Source organism: Stenotrophomonas sp. STEN018 (assembly GCF_056760235.1).
Genome location: NZ_JBRREK010000121.1, coordinates 1 through 2731, shown reverse-complemented (window position 1 = coordinate 2731; position 2731 = coordinate 1). Strand labels below are relative to the sequence as shown.

Here is a 2731-nt window from a genome sequence, read left to right as displayed (position 1 = left end):
GGCAATGGGCATTCCCGGTAAAGCCTCTGCCGAGCATGGCTCGGCACTACGGGATGGGTGGCTGGTAAAGCCTCTGCCGAGCATGGCTCGGCACTACGGGATGGGTGGCTGGTAAAGCCTCTGCCGAGCATGGCTCGGCACTACATTGGATGCTCTTTACCGGATGCGCACCGGCAACGGGATGTTGCACAGGTCGATATGGCCGGCGGCGCGCTTGTAGAAACCATCCACCCGGTTACGCCGCGCTTCCACCGCATCGGCGAAGGTCTTCGAATCGGTACGCAACACCTGCAGGTTAACCCGCTGCGCTGCCGGCAGTTCGCTGGCCAAGGTAATAGCCTTGATCTGTGTGCGCTGCGCGGGGTCTTCGTAGAAGCCCATCGGATCGGGGCCGCGCTTGATCGTGCTCAGCAGTTCCATGCCCTTGAGCACGCGCCCGACCAGGGTGATGTTGCGGTCCAGCTGACGCGGCGATTGGCCGGTGACCACGTAGAGTTCTGCACCAACGCTGCTGTCTTCGTCGTTGTTGCGGCCCGCACCCAGCGCCCCGTAGCAATGCGCCAGCCAGGCATTCTTGCCATCGCTGCCAACCGCGAAGTCGCCAACGAAGCCGGTCCTGGCGGCCCAGCCATCGCGGTCGGGCAGGGCGGTGAAGGCCAGGCCTTCAAGCGGGCGCTGGAACTCCGCCGGCAGATGGGTCTTGGCGCTACCCATCGACTTGGCCTTGGCCGCATCGTCCGCATCGGCATCGCCGAACTGGACCACGAAGTTGTCCTGCGAGCGGTAGACGCTAAGCCCATCCCAGAAGTGTTCCTTGGCCAGCGTACGGATGTTGCCGGCATGCTCGGGGGCGAATTGCGGGGCCAACTCGATGATGACGCGGCCGCCTTCCAGATCCATGTACAGCGTGTTCTCCGCTGCCGGGGTGTGCCAGTCGCTGGCCGGGGCGGCGTCGATGATCTCCTGCGCGCTGCGGTATTTGGCGGGGGCGTCGGCCGCCAGCAGCGGCAGCGGGGACAGCGACAAGGCCAGTGCAAGCAGGCAGGGACGTAGCGTCATCGGGCGCATTCCAGTTGGGTGTGGCCCGATTCTGCGCGATTGCTGGCGTGGCCCGCCAGCACCGTGACTGCGGTGGGGGTGACTACCGGCATATTCACTATAGCGAACTAAGTAATAGTATCTGCTTCACGCTAGTCGGCAGGAGTGAGGGCCATGACTGAATTGGATGCACATCTGCGCAAGTTCCAGAAGGAATTGAGCACAGGCACGGTGTCGCTGGCCTTGCTGGCGGTGCTGGCCAAGGCGCCGGAGCCGCTGTACGGCTATCTGATTGCAAAGGAGCTGGAGCGGGTTGGTGATGGCGTGCTCAGCGGCAAGCAGAGCGCCTTGTACCCGGTGCTGCGCAACCTGGAAGGCGCGGGCCTGCTGGAAAGTCACGTGGAGCCATCGGTGGCCGGACCGCCGCGGCGCTACTACCGCATCAATGACGATGGCCGCGCCGCGTTGCGGCAGTGGATCGCAGCGTGGAATGCCACCCGGGACTCGGTCGAGTCCGTACTGGAAGGAATCAACTGATGAACACCGAATACACCACGCGACCGCTGCCGACGACGATTCCCGAATATCTGGACCAGCTGCGCGCTGCCTTGAGTGGCGCTGATCTGGCGATGATCCAGGACGCGCTGTACGACGCGGAGGAGTACCTGCGCTCGGAGCTGGCCGAGCAGCCAGGCAAGAGCGAGGCCGAGGTGATTGCTGGTGTCGCCGGTAGTTATGGCGCACCGGAGGAAGTGGCCGAGATCTACCGCGAAACCGAAGTGACGGTGAATCGCGCGCTGCGCACACCGCGGCCGGCGACACGTGTCATGCCGGCGGTTGCGGCGGCTGACGCCACTGCATCGCCAATGGAGCCAAGTGCAGTTGCACCGGTTCGCGAAGCTGCACCGCGTTCCTTGTGGGCACGTTTCTTCGGTGTGGCTATGGACCCGCATACCTATGGCGCGCTGTTCTACATGCTGTTGTCGCTGGCCACCGGCATTTTCTTCTTCACCTGGGTGGTCGCCGGTTTGTCGCTGTCGGTATCGCTGTTGATCCTGATCATCGGTATTCCGATCCTGCTGCTGTTCCTGGGCTCGGTGCGGGTGTTGTCGCTGGTTGAAGGGCGCATCATCGAGACCATGTTGGGTGTGCGCATGCCGCGTCGTCCAACCTATACCGACCGCAGCCAGGGCTGGATGCAGCGCATCGGTGCGATGTTCTCGGACGGCCGCACCTGGCTGACCATGCTGTATTTCGTGTTGATGCTGCCGCTGGGCATTCTGTACTTCACTGTGGCAACGACCTTGCTGTCGACGTCGTTGGCGCTGGTGTTCGCACCGGCTGTAGCGCTGTTTTCCAATCTGCCGGTGGGGATCTGGATCGACGGCGTCAGTGTCGGCAACCCGTTCTGGCTGTGGCCGGTGTCGGTGGGTGCAGGCGTGCTGCTGCTGTTTGGCACGCTGCATCTTGCACGCGGCATTGGCAAATTGCACGGCGCGATGGCCAAGCATCTGCTGGTGCGGCTGTAAGCACGACGGGATGATGGAATGCAGACGAGGGCGCCGATGGCGCCCTCGTTTTTTTGTAGTGCCGAGCCATGCTCGGCAGAGGCATTACAGATAAACCCCTTTGTAGGAGCGGCGTCAGACGCGAAGCTGGTAGAAAGCCCGATGGCAGAAATGCCCAGCCAGTC

The 2731-nt window shown here is 63.1% G+C and carries 3 protein-coding genes; 2 read left to right on the top strand and 1 reads right to left on the bottom strand.

The window, feature by feature from the left end; genetic code table 11:
• Positions 1-156 precede the first annotated feature (156 nt).
• Complete coding sequence (locus ACVOMB_RS20885) at positions 157-1059, bottom strand: peptidylprolyl isomerase (protein ID WP_481532911.1); 903 nt, start codon at positions 1057-1059, stop codon at positions 157-159.
• A 153-nt stretch (positions 1060-1212) separates the two neighbouring features.
• Here ACVOMB_RS20885 and ACVOMB_RS20880 point away from each other — a divergent pair, with 153 nt between their 5' ends.
• Together ACVOMB_RS20880 and ACVOMB_RS20875 are read left to right on the top strand one after the other, a co-directional pair.
• The gene (locus tag ACVOMB_RS20880; protein WP_296251505.1) at positions 1213-1575 is read left to right on the top strand and encodes a PadR family transcriptional regulator; all 363 of its coding nucleotides are present in this window, start codon (positions 1213-1215) and stop codon (positions 1573-1575) included.
• The gene (locus ACVOMB_RS20875) at positions 1575-2567 is read left to right on the top strand and encodes a sensor domain-containing protein (protein ID WP_481532910.1); all 993 of its coding nucleotides are present in this window, start codon (positions 1575-1577) and stop codon (positions 2565-2567) included. Before ACVOMB_RS20880 ends, ACVOMB_RS20875 begins: the two co-directional genes overlap by 1 nt.
• Positions 2568-2731 lie beyond the last annotated feature (164 nt).